This window comes from Acidimicrobiia bacterium (genome assembly GCA_035651955.1).
Lineage (GTDB): Bacteria > Actinomycetota > Acidimicrobiia > IMCC26256 > JAMXLJ01 > JAMXLJ01.
Window position 1 is genome coordinate 1 of the sequence record DASRES010000023.1, and the last position, 25,002, is coordinate 25,002.

A 25,002-nucleotide genomic window follows, 5' to 3' on the forward strand; every position below is an offset into this window, starting at 1 on the left:
ATGTTTCCGCTCCTGGCGCCTTCGGCGCCGGGTGATCCCCGTGGTCGCGCTCGCTGCTCGCGCGGGACACCCGGCTCGCCGGCGCTCGCTACTCCCGGGGCCACGCTCCCGCTCGCCTACCGGCGAGCTCGCTCAGCTCTACGGCGCCGGGACCTCGATGACGGTGGCGGAACCCATGCCGCCGCCCGCGCACATGCTCGCGACGCCGTACCCGCCGCCCCGACGCCGCAGCTCGTACAGCAGGGTGACGATCATGCGCGCGCCCGTGCACGCGACCGGGTGCCCGAGGCTGCACCCGCTGCCCGACACGTTGACGATCTCGTGCGGGAACCCGAGGATCCGGCTCGACGCGACGGCCATCGACGCGAACGCCTCGTTGATCTCGACAAGCTTCATGTCCTCGGTCGTCAGACCGGCGCGCTGCAACGCCTTCGGGATCGAGTGCACCGGCCCGAACCCGGTCTCCGCGGGCGGCACGCCTGCCGACGCCCACGAGCGGATGATCGCGAGCGGCTCCAGACCGTTCTCCTGCGCATAGTCGCCGTCGACGATGACCATCGCCGCGCTGCCGTCGTTGATCCCCGATGCGTTCCCGGCGGTGATGCTGAACCCCTCGATCTCGGGGTGTAGCGGCTTCAGCGACGCGAGCTTCTCCATCGTGGTGTCGCGGCGCGGGTGCTCGTCCACCTGGAAGATGACCGTGTCGCCGTCCCGGCGCGGCACCTCGATCGGGAAGACCTCTTCCTCGAAACGGCCCTCGTCGATCGCGCGCACGGCCCGCATGTGGGACTCGTACGCCCAGTGGTCCATCTCCTCGCGCGTGACGTTGGCCTTCTGCGCCGCGTTCCAGCCGACCGTGATCGACATGTCGAACGCGGGCGCGTCGGGCGTCTCGGGGTGCGACGGCGACATCCACTGGTGCATCTCACCCGTCGCCGGGTCGCGCAGCAACGAGGTCGGCGACGTCGAGAGCGACGCAGTTCCGCCCGCGACGACGACGCGGTCCATCCCGGCGCGGATGCTCGCGGCCGCACCCTGCACGGCGGTCATGCCGGATGCGCAGTGCCGGTTCAACGCCACGCCCGGCACGTTGGGGATCCCGAGGTCGACGGCGACGTAGCGAGCGATGTCGCCTCCGCCCTGGAGCGACTCGCCGAGTTGGATGTCGTCGACCTCGTCGGCCGGGATGCCCGACCGCTTCAGCGCCTCGTCGACGGCGTACTTGCCGAGGTCGAACGCGCTGACGTCCACGAGCGTTCCCTTGCGCGCGGTGCCGATCGCAGTGCGCGCGGCGGAGACGATGACGGCGTCGCCCATGGACGTGCTCCTTCGGAGAGATCGCAACGGACGGTCGGCGATCGTACCTGACGCTCACGTCACGGAGCCGGGCCGGAATCCGAGCCGTGGCCGACCCGCGAGCCCGGGTACGAATGGTGGGGTGACCGACAACCCGCGCCCGCGTGTCGTCGTGGTCGGCGCCGGCTTCGCCGGCCTCGCCGTGGTGAAGCGACTCATGCGCTTCGACGTCGACGTCGTGATCTTCGACCGGCACAACTACAACACGTTCCAGCCGCTGCTCTACCAGGTCGCGACCGCCGGTCTCGACGCCGGCGACGTCGCCCATCACATCCGCGGGATCGTGCGCGACCACCCACGTGCCGAGCTGCTCGTGGAGACCGTCACCGGGATCGACGCGGCCGGCAAGCGCGTCCACCTGCAGAGCGGCGAGTCGATGTCGTACGACGCGCTCGTCATCACGACGGGCGCGCGCACGAACTACTTCGGTGTCGACGGCGCGCACGAGCATGCGCTCCCGCTGTACACGCTCCCGGACGCGATTCGTCTGCGGAACCACGTCCTGTCGTGCTTCGAGGAGGCCGAGGCGCAGCCGTCACTCGTGGACGAGGGCGCGTTGACGTTCGTCGTCGTCGGTGGCGGCGCAACGGGCGTCGAGACCGCCGGCGCGATGAGCGAACTGTTCTCGAAGGTGATGCGGCACGACTTCCGGCGCATCGACGTCCGGCGTGCGCGCGTCGTCGTCGTCGAGATGGCCGACTCGCTGCTCGGGACCTTCCGCGCCCGCTCGCGTGAGCACGCGCGCACGCAGTTGCTCGACCGCGGCGTCGAGCTGCGCCTCGGCGAGCAGGTGACCGCGGTCGAACGGCACCGCGTCCTCCTCGCGTCGGGTCACGTGATCCCGACCCACACCGTCGTGTGGGCGGCGGGCGTGCAGGCGAGCGAGCTCGCGGGCTGGATCGGGTTCGAGCAGACGAAGGGCGGACGCATCACCGTCGAACCGGACCTGTCGGTGCCGGGCCATCCCGACGTCTTCGTCGCGGGTGATCTCGCGGCGGCGAAGGGCGACCACGGCGACCTGCTGCCCCAGGTCGCGCAGGTCGCGATGCAGGAAGGTCATCACGCCGCCCGCATGGTGATGCGCCGGATCGACGGGGAGCAGACGCGTCCGTTCCGCTACCGCGACCCGGGGAGCATGGCGACGATCGGCCGCCGCGCGGCCGTCGCGGACCTCCCGTTCGGGATCACGCTGACGGGCGGCGTGGCGTGGCTCGCCTGGCTGTTCTTGCACCTGCTCTACATCGTCGGCTTCCGCCGGCGCACCGAGGTGCTGCTCCGGTGGGCGTGGAACTACACGCGTTGGGAGTGGGGACCGCTGCTGATCCTGCGCCCGAGCCCCGACCCGGACGTGTCCGCGCTCGCGCCGGCGGCGGAGCCGAGCGCGGAGCCCACATCCGGAGCGCTTTGACGCTGACACGCGTGTCAGGCATCCTGCACGCGCCATGGCCGTCACCGACCCCGGTTTCCTGCTCGTCGACCAGTTGCGCTTCATGGCCGCGCGCCACGGCGACGAGCCCGCGTACCGCGACCTCGCGACCGACCGGGCGCTCACGTTCTCGGAGTGGGACGCCGAGTCGAACCGCGTCGCGCGCGGGCTCCAGCGCTTCGGTGTCGCGAAGGGCGACCGCGTGTCGGTGTACCTCCCGAACGAAGAGGTGCTGCGCTGGATCGTGGTGTACGCGGCAGTCCACAAGGCGGGCGCCGTCGCCGTGCCCACGAACACGCGGCTGTCGGAGCAGGAGCTCGTCAACATCCTCGGCCATGCCGAGGTCCGCGCGATCGTGACCTGCGACGCGCTGCTCGACACCGCGGTCGCCGTCCGTGATGCGCTGGCGAGCCCGCCGGTCGTCGTGAGCGCCGGGAGCTCGACCGCGCCGGACGTCGTCCCTTTCGACGACGTGCTGGGCGACGACCCGAGCTTCGTGCAGGTGCCGGTCGGCGAGGAGGACCTCGCCGACATCATGTACACGTCGGGCACCACCGGCCTGCCGAAGGGTGTCGCGGTCCGTCACCGAAACGTCGCGATGATCCCGAACAGCGAGCCGGTGTGGAGCGCGGCCGGTTGGTTGCACGGCGCGCCGCTGTTCACGTTCGCCGGCATCTCGTTCATCTACAACCCGATGAAGATGGGCCTCGTCGGCCTGTACCTGCCGCGCTTCGACGCCGGCCGCTGGCTCGAGATCGTCGAGCGCGACCGGCCGATGATGGCGTTCCTCGTCCCCGCGATGGCCGAGCTCCTCGTCGCGCACCCCGAGTTCGCGACGCGGGACCTGTCGAGCCTCGTCGCCGTGTCGGTCGGCAGCGCGCCGCTCGCACCGGCGACGCTGCTCGCGCTCCAGGAGCGCCTGCCGAACGCGGGCGTGTCGAACTCCTACGGCATGACCGAGGCCGGCCCCGCGTTCATCGTGATGCCCAAGGAGGAGGTCACGCGCCGCGTCGGATCGGTCGGCAAGCCGCTCCCTCCGATGGAGCTGAAGATCGTCGACGAGCACGATCACGAGGTACCGACCGGCACCGTCGGCGAGCTCCTCACCCGTCTCCCGGGCCGTCAGCGGGAGTACTACAAGGACGACGCCGCGACGTCCGCGACCTGGACGGTGGACGGGTGGTTGCGGAGCGGTGACCTCGCGTACGTCGACGACGATGGGTTCCTCTACATCGTCGGCCGCAAGAAGGACGTGATCATCCGGGGCGGCAACAACATCTACGCGACGGACGTCGAGGCGATCGTGCTCGAGCACCCGGACGTGCGCGAGGTCGCGGTGGTCGGCGTTCCGCACGCCGTGCTCGGTGAGGACGTCGCCGCGTACGTCGTGCTGCGCGACGGGGCCACGTGCGCGCCCGACGACATCAAGGAGTTCTGCGCGACGCGCCTCGCGGACTACAAGCGTCCGCGGCACGTGACGATCGTCGACGAGCTCCCGCGCAACGCGACCGGCAAGGTCATGAAGCACGTCCTGAGGGAACGAGTAGCGTCGCCCGCCGGCTGACCGAGACAGGAGACGAACGTTCGTGGCACTGACCGAGCTGAAGGGCCAGCAGACCGGTACGCAGCGCGTCGTCATCGAGCGCGGTCCCGTGCGCGTGTTCGCCGAGGCGCTCGGCGACTCGGACGCGGTGTACCGGCAGGACCACGCTCCGGTCCCGCCGACGTACCCGTTCGTCATGTCGTACTGGGGCTCGCTGGGCGAGGGCGGTGCCGCGGGCCTGCCGATCGAGAAGCTGCGCGGTCCCGGGCGGGCGATCCTGCACGGCGAGCAGGAGTTCGAGTACCTGAGCTGGCCGCACGTCGGAGACGTCCTCGAGGGCACGACGACGATCACCGACGTGTACGAGAAGGACCGCGGTGAGGGCCGGAAGATGGAGTTCTACGTCACCGAGACGGCGTGGAAGAACGTCGAGACGGGTGAGCCCGTCGTGAAGACGCGCTTCACGATGCTGATCATGGTGCGGCCGCAGAAGTAGCAACCCCATGTGCGTGGTCGCGGGCGTCGACGGATGCCGCGGCGGCTGGGTCGGCGTCGTCCTCGCCGACGACGGAACGGTGCGCGACGCGCGCGTCGCTCACACGTTCGACGCGTTGACGGCCGCGTTCGGACGGGTCGACGTCGTCGGCGTCGACATGCCCGTCGGGTTGGTGGAGACCGGCGTGCGGGAGTGCGAGCGCCTCGCGCGCAGGCTGCTCGCCGCACGCGCCTCGACCGTTTTCCCGATGCCACCCCGGGGCGCGCTGGCGGCCCCGACCCACGCGCAGGCCGTTGCGCGCTGTCGTGAGCTCGGCGTACCCGGCGTGTCGGCACAGGGCTACGCGCTCCGTCGGAAGGTGTTCGAGGTCGAGCAGGTCGCGGCCGCGTCGCGCGCCGTACCGGTCGTCGAGATCCATCCCGAGCTCTCGTTCCGAGCGATGACCGGGGACGTGCTGCCGAGCAAGCGGAGCGCGGACGGGATCGCACGCCGCGAGGAGGCGCTGCGGCGTCACGGCATCGCGGTTCCCGGCGTGCGAGGTGCCGAGCGGGACGACGTGCTCGACGCGGCCGCGGTCGCGTGGAGCGCGTCGCGCTACGCGCATGGTGAGGCCGTCTCGCTCCCCGACCCGCCCCAGCGGGGGCCGGGCGGCGAGGCGATCGCGATCTGGTACTAGCGCGACGTGTCGGCGCGAAGGAGGAACGCGACGTTGCCGCCGAAGAACGCGGGATCGTCGGCCGGTGCGCCGGCGCGCGGGCACATCGCCCGGTAGTCCTCGAGCGGCGTCGCGGTCCCCTCGCCGTGCGGGTAGTCGCTGCACGCCATGAAGATGTCCCCGGCGCGCTCGCGCAGGAGGTCGGGTCGCTCGTACGCGAACGCGGCGATGCGCGCCTGCCGGCGGATGTACGCGCTCGGCGGCTCGTCGAGCTCGGTGAGCGGCCGGCCGTTCTGGCGGCGGTGGAAGTCGAACGTCCCGTCCAGGCTGGGCAGGAAGTGCGCGGCCCACGACGCGGACAGCTCCATCACCCCGATGCGCAGATCGGGATGGCGGGCAAGCACACCGTGGATCGCGAGGTCGGCGAGCGCGAGCGCGGCCGGGACCCAGATGAACGCGGTCTGCAACACCGGGTCGACCGGGTCGAAGTCACCCTCGTACCACGGCTCCGCGAACGGCCGGTCGAAGTTCGAGACGTGGAAGACGGGCGTGATCCCGTGCTCGACGAACGACGCCCACGCGCGATCGAGATCGGGATGGTGCAGCGGCTTCCCGTCGACGAGCGCGGGACCGAGCATCGCGAGGCGCACACCGCCGGCATCCAGCGCGCGGAGCTGCGCGGCGAGCCAGTCGAGGTCGCGCAGCGTCACGTGCGCGACGGGATGGAGCCGGCCGCGCCCCTGTTGCGCGACGTCGATCGCCCACGAGTTCCACGCCGCCATGTTCGTCGTCAACGCGTGCAGGTCTCGCTCGACCGCGCGCTCCCAGACGAGTCCCGCGTTGGGGAACAGCACCGCCGCGTCGAGCCCGAGGGCGTCGAGCCGGGCGATGCGCGCATCGGGGTCGTGGTAGTCGGCGGGCGCGTCGTCGTAGTTCACGTCGGCACGCTCGCCGGCCCGGTTCGCGGCCCGGCCCGCGCCGGTACCGTCGACGTCGCCCGGCCGGAACACCTCGGCCGGATAGATCCGTCGGCCGCGCCACGTGACCCAGCCGAACCCGAGGTCGTCGTCGACGATGCGGACGCAGTCGTCGCGATCGCGCGCCGGCGACCGTTCGGCCCACAGCTCGCGCGCCTCGAACAGGTGCTGGTCGGCGTCGATCACCGTCGTCATCGCGGCACCTCCCCCGTGACGTCCGCCCTCGTTCGCGATTGTGACACCGGTGTCACGTGCGCGCGACCATGCGCCGCCGTGAAGCCGTTCACCGAGGGCTCGTACCGCCGCCGCATCCGGCTCGTCGCGCCGGACGACGGCACGGTCGACGGCGAGCTCGAGGACGACTTCCACCACTTCGGCGTGCTCCTGCGTCACGACGGCGCGAACGTCGTCGCCGTCGACGGCCGCGCCATCCGATGGCCGTGGACGACCTGCCCGGACGCCGTCGGCCCGTTGCACGCGCTCGAAGGCATGCCGCTCTCGCGACGCTGCACCGCGATCGCGTCGTACGCCGAGCCGCGCGCCAACTGCACGCACCTGTTCGACCTCGCCGGCTTGTGCGTGACGCACGCGGCGCGTGGTGGGGCGGAGCGCGTCTACGACGCCGAGATCCCGCGGCCCGTCGACGGCCGGTCGCGCGTCCGGCTGTGGCGCGACGGCGACCTTGTCCTGGACTGGCAGCTGGTCGACGGGCGCGTCGTCGACGCGCCGCCGTACTCCGACGTCCCGTGGGGCGGCGGGTTCATGCGCTGGGCGGACGAGACGCTCGATCCCGAGACCGCCGAGGCGGCGATCGTGCTGCGCCGCGCGTGCACGATCGGGTCGGGTCGAGGCATGGACCTCGACCGCATCGACCGCGCTTCGGAGCTCGAGAAGCTCATGGCCGGTGTGTGCTACACGATGCAGCCGCAGCAGATCCGCGTCGCGCTGCGCAACAAGGACAGCATGCGCGACTTCGCCGACCACCCGGAACGCCTGCTCGCGAGCGGGGAGTCAGCGGGGTAGCTCGACGAGGTCCGCGAAGCGGCGCATCCCGTCGATCGCCTCCCGCGACCGTCGCCACGGCGACACGATCATCCGTGTCACGCCCGCGTCCTCCCAGCGCTCGACGTCGTCACGCGAGGTGACGGGTCCGCCGAGGCAGATCTCCAACGGCTCGCCGGCGCGGCCGTGCTCCTCGCGCAGCTCGTGGAGCCGCGCGATGGGTCGCTTCGCGGACTGGAGCGTGTGCGCCATCCCGATCCAGCCGTCGGCGATGCGCGCCGCGCGCCGCAGCGCGGCGTCGCTCTCACCGCCGATCAGCAACGGCGGGTGCGGTCGCTGGACCGGCTTCGGTTGGAACGCGACCGGGGCGAAGTCGAAGAACTCGCCGTGGTGCTCGATGACGTCGTCGTCCCAGAGCCGCTTGCACACGGTGATGGCCTCGTCGAGACGGCGGCCGCGCGACGGGAAGTCGAGCCCGGCCGCCTCCCACTCCTCCTCGAGCCAGCCCGCGCCGATCCCGACCTCGGCCCGGCCGTCGGACACGACGTCGAGCGTCGTGATCGCCCGTGCCGCGACGAACGGGTGCCGCAACGCGAGGTTGTAGACGTGTGTGCCGAGCCGGACGCGCTCCGTCTTGCCCGCGAGGAAGCTGAGGTACGCGAAGCAGTCGAACACCGGCGTCGTCGGCGGGACCGGCGGGACGTCCTCGCCCGGGTGCGGCGAGCGGCTCATCTGCATCGGGAAGACGAGGTGCTCCGGGAGCCAGACCGACTCGTAGCCGAGCCGTTCGGCCTCGAGCGTGGCGTCGACGAAGAACGCAGGGTTGAGCGCGCCGAGCGCGACGCCGAACTTCACCTGACCGTCCTCACGTCGTGTACGAGCCGTCGTCCGCCCGGTGCCATCCCGCCGCCGCTAGGTTGCCGCCGTCGACGTGGAGTGTCGTGCCGGTGACGAACGACGACAGGTCACCCGCGAGGTACACGATCGCCGCCGCGACGTCGTCGACATGGCCGGCGCGCGGCAGCGGCGTGTGGACGGGGACGTCGCCGATGCCGGGCGTTGGGATCACGTCGGGCGCCACGGCGTTGACGCGGATGTTGCGCGACCCGAGCTCGAGCGCGAGCGACTTCGTGAGATTGGCCACCGCAGCCTTCATCGCGCTGTACACGGCGAACCCGGGCGCGGCGCGGTGCGCCTCGATGGAGGTGACGTTGACGATGGAGCCTTGGCGCCCGTCGCGGGCCATGTGCGGGACGGCCGCGCGCACGAAGTTCGTGACGCTCAGGAAGTTCTCGCGCACGAGCGCGTCCTGACCCTTGTCGTTGACGTCGACGAAGTCCGCACGGAAGCCACCACCCGCGTTGTTCACGAGGACGTCGACGCCGTTGCCGAGCCCGTCGACGAACGCACGCACCGCGTCGGTGTCGCGCACGTCGAGCACTTCGCTGTGCGCACGCCGCCCGCTCTGCTCGATCTCCTTCGCCGCGGTGGCCAGGTTGTCGGCGTCGCGGTCGCAGATCGCGACGTCCGCACCGAAGCGGGCGAGCGCGAGGGCCGTCGCGCGACCGATGCCGACGGCCGCGCCCGTGACGACCGCGACGCGGTCCGTCAGCAACGCGGTCTCGGGGGTGAGCGGCGCGCGCTCCGGCGGCGTCATGGTCGGCGGAGGCTAGCGGGACGTACGCTGACGGTCACGTCAGGTACGCGCGGAGGCGCGCGCGAGGCGCGCGGGGAGGATGGTCGCCGTGGGCTACGAGATCGAGGGCAAGCACGTGCTCGTCACGGGCGCGTCGACCGGCATCGGCGCCGCGCTCGCCGAGGGCTTCGCGCGTCGCGGCGCAGTGGTCGGCATCTGCGCGCGCCGGTCCGACCGTCTCGCCGGCGTGCTGGACCAGTTGCAGCAGGTGTCGCCGTCGTCGCGGTCGTGGACCGTCGACCTGTCCGACCTCGACGGCATCGCGACGTTCGCTCGGCGCGCGAGCGACGAGCTCGGCGGCATCGACGTATTGGTCAACAACGCCGGCGCGCCGAAGCGCCGGCGCGTGCAGGAGCTGACGCCCGAGGTCGTCGAGTCGATCATGGCGCTCAACTACTTCTCACCCGTCCGCCTGACGCTCGCGCTCCTCCCCGACCTGCTCTCGCGCGGTGGCCGGATCGTGAACATCGGGTCGATCGCGGCGCGTCTCGGCCCGCCCGGCGAGGCCGCGTACGCGGCGACGAAGGCCGCGTTGACCGCGTGGTCGGAATCGATGGCGGTGGACCTCGCCGACACCGGGGTCGGCGTGCACGTGATCGCGCCGGCGGTCATCGACACCGAGCTGTTCCACCTGCCCGACAACGACCCCGCGATGACGGAGGGTGTCGAGGCGCTCCCCGTCGACGCGATCGTCGACCCCGTCCTCGAGCTCGTCGAGACGGGTGGCTTCGAGCGCTACGTGCCCGAGTACTTCGCCGACATCGTCGTCGGCAAGTTCCAGAACCCGCAGGGCTTCATGGAAGGCACGATCGAGTTCGCGAAGCAACGCCACGGCTGAGCATCGTCCATGCGTCGTTGAATGTTGCTCTACGACGACGAGCGACGCATGGACCTCAGGCCGCGCCCTGTAGCAGGGCTCGGACCGCGCGGCACGCGTCGGCAGCCCCGGCGCGCAGGGCCGGTCCCGTCACGGAGATGACGTGCCAGCCGAGGGCCGCCATGCGGTTGCGACGCTCGAGATCACGGGCATGCTTCGCGCGTCCGCCGTGGTGCAGGTAGCTGTCGTACTCGAGAGCGACGCGGGCATGCGGGTACGCGGCATCCACACGAGCAACGAAGGTCCCCGATCGGTCGCGGATCTCTTGCTGCAGGACCGGCCGGGGCAGGTTCGCAGCAACGAGCGCGTCGACTAAGAGCGTCTCGCGGACGCTCTCCGAGAGGTCGGCATCGGGGTGGCGCGCCGCGAGGAACGCGCGAAGGTGAGCAGTCCCAGCCCGGCCACGACCACCCAACTCCGCCACGCGCGTCCACAGTGCATCGAACGTCACGAGGTCGCGACGCAGCGCTTCGTCGACGGCGATGTCCAATGTGGAGGGGTGGAGAACCGCGGCGGCGTCGACCAAGGTCCGCGCCGGAGTGGTCACCGGGATCCCGTCGACACCGGTCACGTCATCCGCTGAGAGCACGGTCGTCTCGTGAACGACGACGCCGTCGTGGCGCGCCCGTCGCCAGCGCGGCGTCACGATCTCGGGGACGTTCCTCCGACCACCCGGTAGGTTCATGAGCGCGAGCGCCGAGCGATGCGATGCAGCAGCGCGAAACCCACCGGCCCAGCACGCGGCGAGGAGGTCACCCTTCCAGAGTCTCGGCGCTCCTGCGACCCGGTACGCATTGTCGTGCACGGACTGCCATCGCCCCGACTCGAGCCGCTCGCGTCGCTCGGCCTCGGTGAAGCGCAGCTCCGTCACGTCCCGCAGACTGAAGATCCCGTATTGCCGCTCGGCGCGCCGCGCCAACTCCGCATACTTGCGCATGTGGCAAGCACATCACGGAGGTGTGACACCCAACGTCCATGCGTCGCTCGACGTTGCGCTACGACGACGAGCGACGCATGAACGATGAACCTCAGTCGAAGAGGTCGGGTTGCTCCCGCGTGATCTTGGCGTAGAGCGGCTGGAAGCTGAACCAGCCCGCGACGTGTGAGCCGACCTGGGTCGAGGTCAGCTTGGCGTGGTCCGGGTCGATCAGCACCGGCTTCCCCGCGGCCTCCGCGAGCAGCTGGGCCTGGCACGAGCGTTCCATCGTGATGAACCACCACACGGCCTCGTCGACGGAATGCCCGACCGTCAGCAGCCCGTGGTTCCGCAGGATGACGGCCTTGCTGTCGCCCAGCGCGGCGGCGATCCGCTTGCCCTCCTCGACGTCGAGCACGACGCCCGTGTAGTCGTCGAACACCTCGTGGTCGTCGTAGAACGCGCAGACGTCCTGGGTGATCGGGTCGAGCTTGCGGCCGAGCGCCGACCACGACTTCCCGTAGATCGAGTGCGAGTGCGCGGCCGCCATGACGTCCGGACGGGCCGCGTGCACCTGCGAGTGGATCGCGAACGCAGCCGTGTTCACGCTCGCGTTCCCCTCGACGACCTCGCCGCGGTCGTTGACCAGGATCAGGTCCGACACGCGGATGTGGCTGAAGCTCATCCCGAACGGGTTGACCCAGAAGTGGTCGGTGAGCTCGGGATCGCGCGCGGTGATGTGACCGGCCACGCCCTCGTCGAACCCGAACCGCCCGAAGAGCCGGAACCCGGCTGCGAGCCGCTGCTTGCGGTGCAGCCGCTCCTCCTCGACCGAGTCGAACTTCGGCAGGTACCCGCCCTGGATCAGCTCGCGGACCTCGACATCGCTCTGTGCCATGCCCATCAGTCTACGACCGCGCCCGCCGCCGCCCGCTCCGCCGCGGCGACGAGTCGGCGGCGCTCCGCGGCCGTGTTCGCGGGCAAGCGCTGCCACTCGTCCCGCACCTTCAGGTCGGCGAAGAGCCGGTCCCCGTCGACGTGGAAGTGCAGGAACCCGCTGCCGCGCCGGTAGAACGACCCGACCGTGCGCTCGCGCAGGCCCCGGATCGCGCGCAACGACGCGAGCAGGTCCTCGTGCGCCACGAGGTCGTCGGCGCGCGCGTGCCGCACGATGGCCGTCCGGGCGCTCGCGCTACTCGGCGGGCAGTCCGATCGTCTTCGTCTCCAGGTACTCCTCGAAGCCCTCGACACCGTGCTCGCGGCCCACGCCGCTCTGGCGGTAGCCGCCGAACGGCGAGTCGGGCCCGAACCACGCGCCGCCGTTCACCGAGACGGTTCCCGTCCGCATGCGCCGTGCGACGGCCATCGCGCGCTCCTCGGACGCCGAGCTGACCGAGCCGGACAACCCGTACGTAGAGTGGTTCGCGATGCGCACGGCGTCGTCGTCGTCCTCGAACGGGATCACGACGAGCACGGGGCCGAAGATCTCCTCCTGCGCGATCGTCATGTCGGGCTTCACGTCGACGAAGACCGTCGGCTCGACGTAGTAGCCCTTCTCGAAGCGGTCGGACCGCTTCCCGCCGACGAGCAGCCGCGCGCCCTCGGCCTTCCCCTTCTCGATGTAGCCGAGCACCCGTTCCATCTGCCGCTTGTTGATCAGCGGACCCTGGATGTTCGCCATGTCGTTCGGGTCGCCGTACGCCACGTTCTCGAACGACGTCTTCAGGAGCTCGACGCCCTCCTCGTAGCGCGAGCGCGGGAGCAGCATCCGTGTGGTGATCGCGCAGCCCTGCCCGGCGTGCACGCAGATCATCGAGCCCATGCCGACGGTCGACGCGAAGTCGGCGTCGTCGAGGATGATGTTCGCCGACTTCCCGCCGAGCTCGAGGAACACCTTCTTCACGGTGTCGGCGCCGTTGCGCATGATGCGCTTCCCGGTGGCGGTCGAGCCCGTGAAGCTGATCATGTCGACGCGCGGATCCGTCGTCAGCACCTCACCGACGGCGGCCGGGTCGCCCGACGTCACGACGTTCAGCACGCCGGGCGGGATGTCCGTCTGCTCGAGCGCGACCTTGCCGATGAACGTCGCGCTCCACGGCGTGTCGGGCGCGGGCTTCAGCACGACCGTGTTGCCCGCCGCGAGCGCGGGGCCGAGCTTCGACAGGTTGAGCATGAACGGGAAGTTCCACGGCGTGATCGCGCCGACCACACCGACGGCCTCGCGCGTCACCACGCGGCGGCTCCGCATCCCGAAGAACTCGTGCACGCCGAGCTCACGGTCCCACTCGACGCGGTCGATCTGGTCGATGTCCCACTGCAGGTCCTCGATGCAGGTGTCCTGTTGGATCGCGTACGTCAACCCGATCGGCGTGCCGACCTCGGCGACGATCTGCGGGCGCAGCGTCTCCTTCTCGCGGTCGAGGGCGTCACGCAGCTGCTGGAGACACCGCTTCCGGAACGCGCGGTTCGTCGACCAGTCGGTCTCGTCGAACGCGCGCCGCGCCGCCTCGATGGCCGTGCGCATGTCCTGCTCGGTGCCGTCGGCAACCTGGCCGATGACCTCTTCGGTCGCCGGGTTGACGTTGTCGAACGTCGTGCCCGACGACGCGTCGGTCAGCTTGCCGTCGATCAGCATCCGGGACTCGCCCTGCACCGCCATGGCTCCGTCTCCTCGCGGTCGCTCCGGGAACTGCGTGCCGAGCGTAGCGCCCGACCTGACGCCGGCGTCAGCGAGCCAGCGAGTCAGCGAGCCAGCGAGTCAGCGAGTCAGCGAGTCTTCGCGATGACGTCGGTCGCGAACGCTTCGGTCGCGGCGATCTTGGCGTCGAGGTCCGAGCGGGCGTCCGTGTTCACGCCGCCACCGGCCCCGGTGAACATCCACGGCGCGCAGATCGTGTCCGTCATGCCGAGGTCCTCGAAGCGCTTGTAGACGTCCGGCTCCGGCATGACCGCGAGCGCCATGTAGATCGCGAACCCGTCGGTGCTGCGCCCCTCGTCCGCGAGGTAGCGCTTCATCTGCTCGAGGTAGTGGCGACCGTCCTCCTCGGAGTAGGGCCCGGCACCGATCCACCCGTCGCACAGCCGCGCGGCGCGCCGCATCGCGACCTCGCTGTGGCCGCCGCCGTAGATCGGGACCTGCTTCTCGGGTGTGGGGTTCATCTGCAGCGCGTCGAAGTCGTAGAACGGCCCGTGGTACTCGACCCAGCCGCCGCTCCAGAGGGCGCGCAGCGCGGGGATCATGTCGTCGAGCCGCTTGCCCCGGTTGTGGAAGTCCTGGCCGGTCGCGTCGAACTCCTCCTTGCACCACCCGACGCCGACACCGAGACGAACGCGGTCGTGCGAGATGTACGCCGCGGTGCCGACCGACTTCGCGACCGTGAACAGGTCACGCGCCGGCGCGATGTACACGCCGGTCGTGAACTCGAGGTGCTCGGTGATCGCCGCCATCGCGGAGATGAGGCACCAGCAGTCGGGCCAGTTCGTCTCCGGCGCCCAGATCGGCGATCCGTCCTCGTGCGGTGAGTACGTGTAGCGGGACTTCAGCTGCTTGGGGAAGAAGATGTGGTCCGACAGGTACACGCCCGCGTAGCCGAGCGTGTCGGTCGCGCGGCACAGGTCGAGCAGTTGGTCCGTCTCCATGAACGCGACGGCCTGGTGGAACCGCATGCGCACCTCCGCACGAGAAATGGAACCTGTTGCAGCGGTTGGAGGGCGACGGTAGCGTCCGCCGTCCCGGGCACGAAAGCGACGCCGACGGAGAGGAGCGAGCGCGATGGCCGACGGTCCCCGCTTCTCGGTGCAGGAGATCTCCGACCGGCTCGAGATCGACGACCTGCTGTCGCGCTACACGTTCGCGATCGACGCCAAGGACTTCGACGCGCTCGACGACGTGTTCACCTCCGACGCGCAGATCGACTACACGACCTCGGGTGGGATCAAGGGCGCGTACCCCGAGGTGAAGGCGTGGCTCGCGAAGGCGCTGGCGATGTTCCCGACCACGCAGCACCTTCTGGGCAACAAGCGCGTGACGATCGACGGCGACACGGCAACCAGCCGCACGTACTTCTACAACCCGATGGGTGCGCCGAAGAAGGACGGCGGGCTGCAGATGTTCTTCGTCGGCGGGTACTACAACGACCGTCTGGTGCGGACGCCGGACGGCTGGCGCATCGCGGAGCGCTTCGAGGAGACCGCCTGGATGGACGGGCAGCTCCCGACCGACCTGCAGATCCCGACGTAGGTGTACGCGCTCTCGCGCGCGCTGCGCGAGCGGATCGCGACGCGGCTGCAGGCGCTCGACCGGCGCGCGATCCCGTGCGGTGCCGGGGTGCGCGCCGCAGCCGTCGCCATCGCGATCACGGATGGCGACGACTCGGGGGACGCGTCCTTCGTGCTGACGGCGCGCGCCGCCGGGCTCCGTGCCCACGCGCGCCAGTACGCCCTGCCCGGCGGGAGGATCGACGGTGGTGAGGACGCGGTGGCCGCCGCGTTGCGCGAGCTGCACGAGGAGGTCGGCCTCGCGGTCGCACGCGACGACGTCCTCGGCCTGCTCGACGACTACGAGACGCGCTCGGGGTTCGTCATGACGCCGGTGGTCGTGTGGGCCGCCGATGCACCGCCGCCGGTCGCGAACCCCGACGAGGTGGCGGCGCTGTACGTGATCCCGTTCGACGACCTCGACCACGAGGGTTCGCCCCGCTTCCTCGCGATCCCCGAGAGCGACGCGCCCGTCGTCCAGCTGTGGATGCGCGGTGAGTGGCTGCACGCTCCGACGGCGGCGATCCTCTACCAGTTCCGCGAGGTCGCGCTGCACGGCCGCACGACGCGCGTCTCACACCTCGAGCAACCGGTCTGGGCCTGGAGGTAGGGGTTGCGCACGGTCGGCGAGCTGCTCGGTTGGTGTCTGCGCGACGCCGGGGTCACGCGCGTGTACGGCTACGCCGTACCCGGGCTCGAGCAGTTCCCGACGGCCGACGACCGGCTCGCCGCGCTCCTGGCCGACGCGGACGGGCGGCTCGGGCCGGCACCCGGCGTCGCGCTCACGAGCGAGCGCGCGCTGCGCATCACGTCGCGCCCCGGCGGGTCGGAGAGCGGCGACGTCGCGCTCGACGACGCGCGCGAGGTCGGTCCGGCGATCGCGCGCGCGGCCGCGGCAGCTCGCTTCCGGTCCGCGACGACGACGCTGCGCCTGCAGCTCGACCTCGACGCGCCTGCCCCGACGGACGCGCAGCCCGCCCGTCTCGCGATCCTGCCGCTCGACCTGCGCGTCGACCTCCCGCGCGGCCCGGTCGTCGTGATCGCCGGGCCCGGCGTCGTCCGCGCCGGTTCGTTCGCGTGGGGCGACGCGGTCGACGGGCTGCGCTCGTTCGCGGCGGCATCGGGTCTCGGCGTCGTCAACACGTGGGGCGCGAAGGGCGTCTTCCCGTGGGACAGCCCCCACCATCTCGGCACCGCAGGCCTGCAGGCCGAGGACTTCTCGCTCCTCGGCTTCCGCGACGTCGAGCTGATCGTGGCGACGGGTCTCGACCCCGACGAGTCCGCTCCCGAGCGCTACGAGCTCGCGCCGGCGGTCCACCTCAGCCCGATCCACCTCGGGCCGCTCGCCGACCACGTCACCGCACGACCGATCGAGTCACCGGTCAACGAGCTGTACGCGCGCATGTCGTCGATCGCGCAGCCGGGTTACGTCGACGCGTCCGTGCCCCTGCACCCGGCGCGCGCCGTCGCGGACGTGCGCGCCGCGCTCCCGCCGGGTGGGCTCGTCGCCGCGGACCCTGGCGTCGCCGGACTGTGGTTCGCACGCACGTTCCCGACGAGCGTGCTCGGCAGCGTCGTCGTGCCCGCGACACGCGCACCCGGCATCGCGGCCGCGCTCGCGTTCGTCGGCGAGACCCGCGGGCGCACCGCGATCGCCGTCACGACGGACCCCGTCGACGACATGACGCAGCGCGTCGTCGAGCTCGCGCACGCGCGTGGAGTCACGCTCACGGTCGAGTCGTGGTCCGCCGACGGCGAGCTCGACGGCGTCGACGCGCACGAGGCCGGCTTGCGCGCCGGTCTCGCGCTCCCCGCCGTCCACCAGCTCCGCACCCCCGTCGACCTCGGCCGCACGCGCGATCTCGTCGACGCGGCCGGTCCGGTGGTCGCGTGGGGTGGCCTCGACGCAGCTCCCTAGCCGGGCGCGTCACCCGTCGGCGAGGAGGAACTCCCGGATCGCGGCGTCGTGCTCGTCGGGACGGTCCATCGTCACCGTGTGGCTCGCGCCCCGGATGGTGACGAGCCGGGCACGAGGTTGCTCGGCCAGCATGCGATCGGCGGTCTCGACGGACAACAGGTCGCTCTCGGAGCCGCGCAGCAGCAACGTCGGGCAGCGCAGCGCGCGCCAGCGGTCCCACTGCTCGTCGCGCCCGATCTCCGTGCGCGCCACGGTCCGGTCCCGGGCGCCGAGCGCGGGATCCCACTTCCACGTCAGCCGCCCGTCGGGAAGCGCGCGGAGGTTGTGCTCCACGCGATGGCGCAACATGGCGGGGTCGGCGAGCGGGTTCTCGTCCCGCATGCGGGCGTACGCCTCGTCGACGGTCGTGAACGTCGCGCCCGCCTGTGTGTTCGCCATGATCCGCTCGATGCCACGCCGGTCGATCTCGGGCCCGATGTCGACGACCACGAGTCGCTCGACCCGCCCGGGATGCGCGCCTGCGAAGCAGTACGCGTTGATGCCGCCCATCGACGCGCCGACGAGCGCGACGCGCTCGAGCGCGAGCGCGTCGAGGAACGCGAGCACGTCGTCGACCATCGGCCCACTGCCGTATCCACGGGTCGATGCCGCTCCGGCCTCCCGGTCATCCGACCAGGCGTCCGCTCCATCTCCGTACTCGTGCGCCCACTCGGTGTCGCCGTGACCGCGCTGGTCGAGGGCGAGCACGTGGAACCGGTCCCGGAGCGAGCGGGCGGCGTGGTCCCACGTACGGGCGTGCCCGCTGAAGCCGTGGAGGAACACCAGTGGCGGCGCGCTGTCGTTCCCCCAGTCCACGTAGTGGAACTGCAACCCGTCGAGGCTGAGCGTGCGCGAGGCCGGCAGGTCCGTCATGCCGGCAGTATCACCGCCGCCGTTCCCTCGGGCCACCAGCCGATCCGGCAGTACGCTGACGGTGACGTCAGCCAGCGGATGTGCGGAGGCGGCCATGAACACCGACGACATGATCATCGTCAGCGTCGACGACCACGTCGTGGAGCCGCCCGACCTGTTCACGCGTCACCTGCCCGCGAAGTACCAGGACATCGCGCCGCACGTCGTCCGCATGGAGGACGGCAGCGACGTCTGGCAGTTCCACGGCATCCACGTGCCGAACGTCGGGCTCAACGCGGTCGCCGGCCGCCCGCCCGAGGAGTACGGGATCGACCCGACGAGCTTCGACGAGATGCGTCCGGGCTGCTTCGAGATCGAGAAGCGCGTCCTCGACATGAACGCGAACGGCGTGCTCGGCTCGTTGTGCTTCCCCTCGCTCCCGGGGTTCGCGGGCCGCCTGTTCGCCGCGATCGAGGACAAGGACGCCGCGCGCGTCCTCGCGCAGGCCTACAACGACTGGCACATCGACGAGTGGTGCGGCACGTATCCGGGCCGGTTCATCCCGCTCAGCATCCCGCTGATCTGGGATCCCCAGGCGATGGCCGACGAGATCCACCGCGTCGCGAAGAAGGGCTGTCACGCGGTCACGTTCGCCGAGAACCCCGAGCCGCTCGGCCTCCCGAGCCTGCACAGCGACCACTGGGACCCGTTCTGGAAGGCGTGCTCCGACGAGGGGACCGTCGTGTGCATGCACATCGGATCGTCGTCGAAGCTCGTGACGACCGCGGTCGACGCGCCGATCGACGTGCTGATCGTGCTGCAGCCGATGAACATCGTGCAGTGCGCGGCGGACCTGATCCACTCGCCCGTCTTCAAGAAGTTCCCCGACCTCACCGTCGCGCTCTCCGAGGGCGGGATCGGGTGGATCCCGTACTTCCTCGAGCGGCTCGACCACAGCTACCGCGTGCACAAGGCGTGGACGGGCGCTGACTTCGGCTCGAAGATGCCGAGCGAGGTGTTCATGGAGCACATCATCCTGTGCTTCATCTCCGACCCCGTCGGCGTGCAGCTCGCGCGCCGCATCGGCATCGACCGCATCACGGTGGAGATCGACTACCCGCACTCCGACAGCACGTGGCCGCGCGCGCCGGAGAAGCTCGCCGCCGAGTTCGCGTCGACGGATCTCACAGACGACGAGATCGACAGGATCACCTACAAGAACGCGATGGGCTTCTTCCAGTACGACCCGTTCGCGCACCGGCCGAGGGAGCAGTGCACGGTCGGCGCGCTGCGGACGGAGGCCATCGGCGTCGACGTCGAGCCGAAGAGCGTGACGGGCGCAGCACGCAAGTCCGAGCGTGAGGGCCGTGTGACGATCACCGACCTCGCGGCACGCGCACGCTGAGTAGGGCCAGCTGAGGACCTCGGACGAGCGGCACAACCGCGCGTTCTGGGACCGCGACGCGGACGCGTATCAGGCGGCGCACGGCGAGGAGCTGCGCGAAGCGCCGCGCGCGTGGGGTGTCTGGCGCGTCCCCGAGGACGAGGTGCACGCGCTCGGCGACGTACGCGGCCGCGACGTCCTCGAGCTGGGCTGCGGCGCCGCGCAGTGGTCGATCGCGCTCGCGGGTGACGCGGCGCGGGCGGTCGGCCTCGACGTGTCGATCGGCCAGCTCCGCCACGCACGCGCGAACGGCGACGTCCCGCTCGTGCTCGGGAGCGCCGAGGCCGTGCCGCTGCGAGACGCGTCCTTCGACGTCGTGTTCTGCGACCACGGCGCGATGAGCTTCTGCCCGCCGGAGCGGACAGTCGCCGAATGCGCGCGGTTGTTGCGCCCGGGTGGGCGGCTCGTGTTCTGCAAGACGACCGCGCTCGTGTACCTCACGTGGGACGCGACCCGGGAGCGCCAGACCCGCACCCTGCGCGTCCCGTACTTCGGGATCGGCCGCTTCGCGTTCGACGAGGGGACCGTCGACCACCAGGTCCCCTACGGAGAGTGGATCCGGTTGTTCCGGCGCAACGGCCTCGTCGTCGAGGACCTGATCGAGCTGCAGGCGCCCGCGGGCGCGACGACGACGTACGTCGACTTCGTCCCGCGCGCGTGGGCCCGCAAGTGGCCGGCCGAGGAGATCTGGGTCGTGAGGAAGAGCTAGCGACGGTCGAAGGTGAAGCCGGCGGCCTCGCGGTCCCACGTCTTCGGCGTCACGCCGTCCTCGCGCAGCTGGTACTTGAGCACACGCCCCACCGGGTTGCGCGGGAGGTCCTCACGGAACTCGATGTACCGGGGCAGCGCGAAGTACGGGACGCGCTCGACGGCCCACGCACAGAGCTCCTCCTCGGTGAGGCTCGCGCCGTCGACGAGCACCGCAGTGACCTTCACGTCGTCCTCGCCCTGCTCGCTCGGCACCGCGTGGACCGCGACGTCCTTGATCGCCTCGTGCGCGATGAACGTGCGCTCCATCTCGAAGCTCGAGATGTTCTCGCCCCGCCGCCGCAGGTAGTCCTTCTTGCGGTCGACGAAGAAGAGGAAGCCGTCGTCGTCCATGCGGCCGAGGTCGCCGGTGTGGAACCAGAGATTGCCGAACACCGCGAGCGTCTCGGCCGGCCGCCGCCAGTAACCGGCGAACATGAGGTTGGGCCCGCGCGGTCGGCACACGATCTCGCCGATCTCGCCGGCGGCGACGGGCATGTCGTCGTCGTCGACGAGCAGCACGTCGAACTCGACACCGTTGGGCTTGCCCATCGCGCCCGGCTTGTTCTCCTCGCCGGCCGGCAGCGATCCGATGAGCGACGCCTCCGTGAGCCCGTAGCCGCCGCTGAACGTCTTGCACCCGAACCGCTCGCGCCAGATGCGGTCGGTGTCGGGCGGCATCGGTGCCGCCGCGCACAGCCGGAGGTTGTGGCCGGCCTGGTCGGGATGGTCCTCCGGCGCGTTGGCGACGAGGATCGCGAGCGAGCCGAGCATCGAGAGCATCGTCGCGCCCGTCCTCCGTACCTCGGGCCAGAAGCGCGACACGGAGAACCTGCGCGCGATGCTCGCCCGCCCGCCGGAGAGCAACGTGCCGACGACGCACACCGAGATCGCGTTGAAGTGGAACAGCGGCAGCGGGGTGAGCACGACGTCGTCGGCGCGCCGACCCCACAGCCGCGCGATCTGCTCCGCGAGCGACACGACGTAGTTGTGCGAGAGCATGCAGCCCTTCGACGGACCGGTCGTGCCGGCCGTGTAGATGAAGCACGCCAGGTCGGACGGCGTCACGCCGCGATCGTCGAGGGCCGCCTCGGACGCGCTGTCGACGAGCGCGCGCCAGTCGTGTGCGGGCAGCGCGGTGATGGGCTCGCCCGGCTCGCCGACCACGACGACGGCCTCGAGCTCGTCGAGCCCGTCCGCGACGAGCGAGACGCGTGACGCGAAGTCACCCTGCACGACAAGCACGCGCGCACCGCAGTCGGTGAGGACGTGACGAAGGAACTCACCCTTGTACGCGGTGTTGACCGGTACCTGGATCGCACCGAGCTTGAGCGCGGCGAAGAACGACACGACCTGCTCCGGGCTGTTCTCGAGCAGCGTCGCGACCCGGTCGCCGCGCTGGACGCCGAGACCCGCGAGGGCGTGCGCGAGGCGGTTCGACGTGGCGTCCATCTCGCGGGCTGTGAAGCCGACGCCCTCGAAGTCGAGGTACGGGCCGTCGGGGTCGCGCGCGAGCCGTCCGGCCAGGGCCGCGAGGACCGTCGTCTGCGGAGGCAACGTCATGGACCCTGACACTAGCGTCACCTTTCTCGTCCGTTCCGTGACGCGACACCGGCACCACGACTGCGCGACCCAGTCGCGAAACGCGGGTCATACCCTCGTGCTCGTGTTCCGTCTGACGTCGGACGTCGACCCCGCGTTCCTCGCGCGCATGCTCGCCGTCGCGGTCTCGTGGGATCCCGACCGGCCGCGGACGTCGGTCGACGCCCTCCGCTCGGATCCCGTGCTCGTCCGGTACATCGAGGGCTGGGGACGGGCCGGCGACGACGGCCTCGTCGCGCTCGCGCTCGACGACGTCGCGGCCGGCGCGGTGTGGATCCGCCAGTTCTCCCCCGACGCGCCGGGCTACGGCTTCGTCGACGCGGACACGCCCGAGCTCTCGATCGCGGTGGACCGCGACCACCGCGGACGGGGAGCAGGAAGCCTCCTGCTCGCCGGCATCCTCGGACGGGCGCGGGCGCGCGGCGTGCGCCGCATCAGCCTCTCGGTCGAGCGCGAGAACGCGGCGCGGTCGCTCTACGAGCGGTTCGGCTTCGTGAAGGTCGACGAGCGCGACGACGCCTGGACGATGGTCAACGAGCTCGGCGGGTAGCGCGCACGAGCCGCTACCCGCAGGTCGTACCGTTGACCGGCGCGCGCAGGTCGACGAGGTAGTCGATCACCGCGCCGTCGAGACAGGCGTTGCCGGCCGGGAACGCGGTGTGCCCCTCGCCGCGGTAGACGAGCAACCGGCCCGACCCGAGCTCGGACGCGAGACCGCGGGCCCACTCGACCGGTGTCGCGGGGTCGCCCGTCGTGCCGATCACGACGATCGGCGCGGCGCCCGGTGCGCTGATCGCGCCGGGCCGCCCGACCGAGGGCACGGGCCAGAACGCGCACGGCATCCCGAGCCCGACGTTCGCCTCGCCGAAGTGCGGCGCGCGCTCGGCGGCGGTGTGCTCGAGCGCGCGCAGCGTCGCGACGTCGCCGATGCTCGGCCCGTCGAGACAGCTGATCGCGAGGAACGCGGGGTACTGGTTACTGTAGCTGCCGCCGGTGTTGCGGTCGACCTGCTCGTCGAACAGCCGCAGCAGGTCCGACGCGTCGCCGTCGCGCGCGTGTGCGAGCGCGTCGGCGAGGATCGGCCACGCCGGACGGCCGCCGTACAGGGGCGTCGAGACCGCGAGGTCGAACTGGGTCGGCCCGAGCACGCGCCGCTCGCCGTCGACCCGGCTGACGATCGGTCGGGCGTCGATGCTGCGTGCGAGCGCGTCGTACGCGGCCGCCGGGTCGCCCCCGGACCGGAACGCGCAGGAGCTGGTCCCGGCGCACCACGTGAAGAAGTCCTCGAGCGCGAGCTCGAACCCCTGGGCCTGCTCGATCGTGCTCTCACCGGGCGGCACCGCGGGGTCGATCGCGCCGTCGAGCACGAGCGCGCGCACGTTCGCGGGGAAGTCGTGCGCGTACAGCGTCCCGAGATAGGTGCCGTAGGAGTAGCCGAGGTACGTGAGCTTGCGGTCGCCGAGCGCCTCGCGGATCCGGTCCATGTCGTGCGCGGTCGCGTCGGACGAGATGTACGGGAGGAGTGCGCCACTCCCCTGCGCGCACGCGTTCGCGAACCGCTGGCTCGCGGCCTCGAGGCCCTGCTCCTGGGCGGGCGTCTGCGGCGCAGTGTCCGCGGCGAAGAGGTAGTCGAGGTCCGTGCCGCACTGGACCGCCGTGCTCGCACCGGCGCCACGCGGGTCCCACGCGACGAGGTCGAACCGGTCGCGCAGCTCGGACGGGACGCGCGCGACGAACTCACGCAGGAAGTCGACGCCCGAGCCGCCCGGCCCGCCGGGGTTCAGCAGCAGCGATCCGATCCGTTGCGACGGGTCACGGGCCTTCACGCGCAGCAAGGCGAGGGTGACCTGACCGGCGCCCGGGTGCGCGTAGTCGAGCGGGGCGGCGAGCGTCCCGCACTCGCCACCGTCGCATTCGTGCCAAGCGACGACGGGCCGCGTGTCCGTCGTCGTCGCGGGCGCGCCCGTCGCCGCGCGCGTCGACGGGGACGGGGCCGGCCGCGCGTGACCGGAGCCGCCACCGCTGCACGCAGCGGCGATCAGCGCGATCACCACGACGACGGGCCACCATCTCCGCACGGCGGTCACGCTCGCACACCGGGCGCGTGCCGGGCTGGTCGCGCGAGGGCGTACCCTGACGACGTGCACACCTTCCTCGCCGAGATCATCGGCCCGGAGCTGCTCATCGTCATCGCGGTCGCCGTCCTGCTCTTCGGCGGCAGCCAGATCCCGAAGCTCGCGCGCTCGTTGGGCCAGGCCCAGCACGAGTTCAAGAAGGGGCTGAAGGAAGGCAAGAGCGACGACGACGCCGCCGCTGAGGACGACGAGTAGCGCAGGGGCGGGCAGGGTCGGTCGCTAGCCGGCCATGATCCCGCCGTCGACCGAGACGATCGCCCCGACCATGTACGACGCGTCGTCCGACGCGACGAACAGCACCGCGTTGGCGACGTCCTCGGGCTGGGCGTAGCCGAGCGGGCTCGAGATGTTCGCGAAGTCGTCCAGCTTGGCGCCCTCCGGGAACGTGAAGCCCTGGATCATCGGGGTGTCCATCCCGCCCGGTGCCACGGCGTTTACGCGCACACCGCTGCCCAGGTACTCGTACGCCAGCGCGCGCGTGAGGTTGACGACACCGCCCTTCGACGCGCAGTACGCGGCGGAGTACTTCTGACCCTTGAGCCCGCTGTTCGACGCGATGTTGACGATCACACCGCCGCCGTCGAGCAGGTGCGGCAGCGCCGCGCGACACATGAGGAAGGTGCCGGTGAGGTTCACGGCGATGATCGCGCTCCAGTGGTCGAACGTCTCCTCGTGCGAGTGCGCGAACCCACCGATGCCGGCCGCGTTCACGAGGATCTGCGGACGCCCGAGGTCCTCGCGGACACGGGCGACGGTCGCGACCGTCTGCTCGGGATCGCGGACGTCCAGCGCGTAGGCGCGCGCCGAGCCGCCCTGCTCCCCCACGTCCGCGGCCGTCTTCTCGGCGTTCTCTGCTGCGAGGTCCACGACGGCGACGCGTGCGCCCTCGGCCGCGAGCATCCGCGCCGTGGCGCGCCCGAGGCCCGATCCCCCACCCGTCACGATCGCGACCCGGTCCGTGAAGCGCGCCATGACACTCTCCCTCGTCTGCACGGGATGCAGCGGCGGATCTTACGCTCCGTCAGATGGCGCCGACCCGCGCCGTTTCCCGGTGGACGGGGCCG

Annotated in this window: 26 protein-coding genes; 13 read left to right on the forward strand and 13 right to left on the reverse strand. The window is 71.2% G+C overall.

Annotated elements, in window-relative coordinates; translation table 11 throughout:
• Positions 1-138 precede the first annotated feature (138 nt).
• The gene (locus tag VFC33_05850; protein HZR12756.1) at positions 139-1,317 is read right to left on the reverse strand and encodes a thiolase family protein; all 1,179 of its coding nucleotides are present in this window, start codon (positions 1,315-1,317) and stop codon (positions 139-141) included.
• A 121-nt stretch (positions 1,318-1,438) separates the two neighbouring features.
• Between VFC33_05850 and VFC33_05855 the strand changes: the two genes are divergently transcribed.
• From VFC33_05855 to VFC33_05870, 4 genes are read left to right on the forward strand one after another with little or no spacing between them, the layout of a single operon-like run.
• Complete coding sequence (locus tag VFC33_05855) at positions 1,439-2,764, forward strand: NAD(P)/FAD-dependent oxidoreductase (protein HZR12757.1); 1,326 nt, start codon at positions 1,439-1,441, stop codon at positions 2,762-2,764.
• A gap of 34 nt (positions 2,765-2,798) precedes the next feature.
• A complete protein-coding gene (locus tag VFC33_05860) occupies positions 2,799-4,346 on the forward strand; it encodes a class I adenylate-forming enzyme family protein (protein ID HZR12758.1) in 1,548 nt (515 codons plus the stop codon).
• Positions 4,347-4,368: 22 nt separating this feature from the next.
• Positions 4,369-4,821 (forward strand): MaoC family dehydratase N-terminal domain-containing protein, encoded by a 453-nt coding sequence (locus tag VFC33_05865; GenBank protein ID HZR12759.1) that lies wholly within the window; start codon positions 4,369-4,371, stop codon positions 4,819-4,821.
• Between the two features lie 7 nt (positions 4,822-4,828).
• Positions 4,829-5,497, forward strand: coding sequence for a DUF429 domain-containing protein (locus VFC33_05870; GenBank protein HZR12760.1), 669 nt, complete (start codon positions 4,829-4,831; stop codon positions 5,495-5,497).
• On the opposite strand, the gene VFC33_05875 is transcribed toward VFC33_05870, so the two are convergent.
• Positions 5,494-6,648 carry a hypothetical protein gene (locus tag VFC33_05875; protein HZR12761.1) on the reverse strand — a complete coding sequence of 385 codons (1,155 nt, stop codon included), beginning with the start codon at positions 6,646-6,648 and terminating at the stop codon, positions 5,494-5,496. The genes VFC33_05870 and VFC33_05875 overlap by 4 nt on opposite strands.
• 78 nt (positions 6,649-6,726) lie before the next feature.
• Here VFC33_05875 and VFC33_05880 point away from each other — a divergent pair, with 78 nt between their 5' ends.
• Entirely contained in the window at positions 6,727-7,476 is a 750-nt protein-coding gene (locus VFC33_05880; GenBank protein HZR12762.1) for a hypothetical protein, read from the forward strand.
• Here the strand turns inward: VFC33_05880 and VFC33_05885 are convergent.
• Both VFC33_05885 and VFC33_05890 read right to left on the reverse strand, forming a co-directional pair.
• A complete protein-coding gene (locus tag VFC33_05885; protein ID HZR12763.1) occupies positions 7,465-8,310 on the reverse strand; it encodes a TIGR03619 family F420-dependent LLM class oxidoreductase in 846 nt (281 codons plus the stop codon). The two genes, VFC33_05880 and VFC33_05885, sit on opposite strands and share 12 nt — an antisense overlap.
• A gap of 10 nt (positions 8,311-8,320) precedes the next feature.
• The gene (locus VFC33_05890) at positions 8,321-9,112 is read right to left on the reverse strand and encodes an SDR family NAD(P)-dependent oxidoreductase (GenBank protein ID HZR12764.1); all 792 of its coding nucleotides are present in this window, start codon (positions 9,110-9,112) and stop codon (positions 8,321-8,323) included.
• 88 nt (positions 9,113-9,200) lie between these two features.
• Here VFC33_05890 and VFC33_05895 point away from each other — a divergent pair, with 88 nt between their 5' ends.
• Positions 9,201-9,989 carry an SDR family NAD(P)-dependent oxidoreductase gene (locus VFC33_05895; GenBank protein ID HZR12765.1) on the forward strand — a complete coding sequence of 263 codons (789 nt, stop codon included), beginning with the start codon at positions 9,201-9,203 and terminating at the stop codon, positions 9,987-9,989.
• 55 nt (positions 9,990-10,044) lie between these two features.
• Here VFC33_05895 and VFC33_05900 read toward each other — a convergent pair whose 3' ends face one another.
• From VFC33_05900 to VFC33_05920, 5 genes are all read right to left on the reverse strand, one after another.
• Complete coding sequence (locus tag VFC33_05900; protein ID HZR12766.1) at positions 10,045-10,554, reverse strand: hypothetical protein; 510 nt, start codon at positions 10,552-10,554, stop codon at positions 10,045-10,047.
• Between the two features lie 502 nt (positions 10,555-11,056).
• A complete protein-coding gene (locus VFC33_05905) occupies positions 11,057-11,842 on the reverse strand; it encodes a class II aldolase/adducin family protein (GenBank protein HZR12767.1) in 786 nt (261 codons plus the stop codon).
• A gap of 5 nt (positions 11,843-11,847) precedes the next feature.
• On the reverse strand, positions 11,848-12,114 hold the full coding sequence (locus tag VFC33_05910; protein ID HZR12768.1) for a hypothetical protein: 267 nt from the start codon (positions 12,112-12,114) through the stop codon (positions 11,848-11,850).
• A gap of 22 nt (positions 12,115-12,136) precedes the next feature.
• Positions 12,137-13,603 carry an aldehyde dehydrogenase family protein gene (locus VFC33_05915; protein ID HZR12769.1) on the reverse strand — a complete coding sequence of 489 codons (1,467 nt, stop codon included), beginning with the start codon at positions 13,601-13,603 and terminating at the stop codon, positions 12,137-12,139.
• A 107-nt stretch (positions 13,604-13,710) separates the two neighbouring features.
• A complete protein-coding gene (locus VFC33_05920; GenBank protein HZR12770.1) occupies positions 13,711-14,610 on the reverse strand; it encodes a TIGR03619 family F420-dependent LLM class oxidoreductase in 900 nt (299 codons plus the stop codon).
• 106 nt (positions 14,611-14,716) lie between these two features.
• Between VFC33_05920 and VFC33_05925 the strand changes: the two genes are divergently transcribed.
• The 3 genes from VFC33_05925 to VFC33_05935 are packed head-to-tail and all read left to right on the forward strand — an operon-like array spanning position 14,717 to position 17,119.
• Positions 14,717-15,184, forward strand: coding sequence for a nuclear transport factor 2 family protein (locus VFC33_05925; protein HZR12771.1), 468 nt, complete (start codon positions 14,717-14,719; stop codon positions 15,182-15,184).
• Positions 15,185-15,811: a CoA pyrophosphatase gene (locus VFC33_05930; GenBank protein HZR12772.1), complete on the forward strand. Its 627-nt coding sequence runs from the start codon at positions 15,185-15,187 to the stop codon at positions 15,809-15,811.
• Between the two features lie 3 nt (positions 15,812-15,814).
• Positions 15,815-17,119, forward strand: a complete 1,305-nt coding sequence (locus tag VFC33_05935) for a hypothetical protein (protein ID HZR12773.1) — start codon at positions 15,815-15,817, stop codon at positions 17,117-17,119.
• Between the two features lie 9 nt (positions 17,120-17,128).
• On the opposite strand, the gene VFC33_05940 is transcribed toward VFC33_05935, so the two are convergent.
• Complete coding sequence (locus VFC33_05940) at positions 17,129-18,031, reverse strand: alpha/beta hydrolase (GenBank protein HZR12774.1); 903 nt, start codon at positions 18,029-18,031, stop codon at positions 17,129-17,131.
• Positions 18,032-18,125: 94 nt separating this feature from the next.
• Here VFC33_05940 and VFC33_05945 point away from each other — a divergent pair, with 94 nt between their 5' ends.
• Together VFC33_05945 and VFC33_05950 are read left to right on the forward strand one after the other, a co-directional pair.
• On the forward strand, positions 18,126-19,415 hold the full coding sequence (locus VFC33_05945) for an amidohydrolase family protein (GenBank protein HZR12775.1): 1,290 nt from the start codon (positions 18,126-18,128) through the stop codon (positions 19,413-19,415).
• A 142-nt stretch (positions 19,416-19,557) separates the two neighbouring features.
• A complete protein-coding gene (locus VFC33_05950) occupies positions 19,558-20,163 on the forward strand; it encodes a class I SAM-dependent methyltransferase (GenBank protein HZR12776.1) in 606 nt (201 codons plus the stop codon).
• Here the strand turns inward: VFC33_05950 and VFC33_05955 are convergent.
• Complete coding sequence (locus VFC33_05955) at positions 20,160-21,764, reverse strand: AMP-binding protein (protein HZR12777.1); 1,605 nt, start codon at positions 21,762-21,764, stop codon at positions 20,160-20,162. The genes VFC33_05950 and VFC33_05955 overlap by 4 nt on opposite strands.
• A 103-nt stretch (positions 21,765-21,867) precedes the next feature.
• On the opposite strand from VFC33_05955, the gene VFC33_05960 reads away from it, so the two are divergent.
• Positions 21,868-22,353 (forward strand): GNAT family N-acetyltransferase, encoded by a 486-nt coding sequence (locus VFC33_05960; GenBank protein HZR12778.1) that lies wholly within the window; start codon positions 21,868-21,870, stop codon positions 22,351-22,353.
• 13 nt (positions 22,354-22,366) lie between these two features.
• Here the strand turns inward: VFC33_05960 and VFC33_05965 are convergent, their stop codons facing one another.
• Positions 22,367-23,881 carry an alpha/beta hydrolase gene (locus VFC33_05965; protein ID HZR12779.1) on the reverse strand — a complete coding sequence of 505 codons (1,515 nt, stop codon included), beginning with the start codon at positions 23,879-23,881 and terminating at the stop codon, positions 22,367-22,369.
• Between the two features lie 87 nt (positions 23,882-23,968).
• Between VFC33_05965 and VFC33_05970 the strand changes: the two genes are divergently transcribed.
• On the forward strand, positions 23,969-24,133 hold the full coding sequence (locus VFC33_05970) for a twin-arginine translocase TatA/TatE family subunit (protein HZR12780.1): 165 nt from the start codon (positions 23,969-23,971) through the stop codon (positions 24,131-24,133).
• A 24-nt stretch (positions 24,134-24,157) separates the two neighbouring features.
• On the opposite strand, the gene VFC33_05975 is transcribed toward VFC33_05970, so the two are convergent.
• Complete coding sequence (locus tag VFC33_05975) at positions 24,158-24,910, reverse strand: SDR family oxidoreductase (protein HZR12781.1); 753 nt, start codon at positions 24,908-24,910, stop codon at positions 24,158-24,160.
• Positions 24,911-25,002: the final 92 nt, after the last annotated feature.